Raw genomic sequence first — 634 nt, 5'->3', positions numbered from 1 at the left:
TGAACGGCTTCAGCCCCTCCGCATGATCCTACCGGCGTCAGCCGGTATGTCATTCAGTGCTGCTGCCTGACAGCAACGATCTCTGGCTTTGGGACCATGAAACTGGAGAAGTTCGTCCCTCGGTCGTTCAGTGGATCTAAAGGTCTCTTGCTCACCAATCTGGTTTTCACGTCGGTGATGCCGACCAATTCCACGGCATCAGTTCGTCGATCCGGTTGATGGGATGGCCCTTGCCGATCCGGTCGAGCACATCGGCCAGCCAAGCCTGCGGGTTCACATTGTTGAGCTTGGCCGTCTCCAGCAGGGAGTAGATCGCAGCGGCGCGCTCCCCGCCGCAGTCGGCACCCGCGAAAAGCCAGTTCTTCCGGCCCACGGCGATGCTGCGCAGGGCATTCTCCGCGAGGTTGTTGTCGATCTCAAGGCGCCCGTCCTCGGTGTAGGCGAGCAGTTGGGGCTTGAGCTTCACGGCATAGCGCAGCGCCTCGGCCAGCGGTGATCGCGCGGAAACCTGCGCCAGTACGCCATCGGCCCATGCGAAGAAATCCAGCACTCGCAGCTTTGACAGCTTGCGTGCCTTGCGCGACTAGCCATTTCTGGGGTCGCCATGCCCAATCACTCGGCCATGAGGTCCGCT

Annotated in this window: 1 pseudogene; it reads right to left on the bottom strand. The window is 61.4% G+C overall.

Going from position 1 to position 634, the window contains the following annotated elements:
* Nucleotides 1-166: 166 nt before the first annotated feature.
* A pseudogene (locus tag IE122_RS18260) lies at nucleotides 167-556 on the bottom strand (IS66 family transposase); the annotation flags it as partial.
* Nucleotides 557-634: the final 78 nt, after the last annotated feature.

It is taken from the genome of Novosphingobium colocasiae, from assembly GCF_014652555.1.
In the GTDB taxonomy this organism is placed as follows: Bacteria; Pseudomonadota; Alphaproteobacteria; order Sphingomonadales; family Sphingomonadaceae; genus Novosphingobium; species Novosphingobium colocasiae.
Note: the sequence above shows the minus strand (reverse complement) of the source record. Positions and strands in the feature narration are given on the sequence as shown.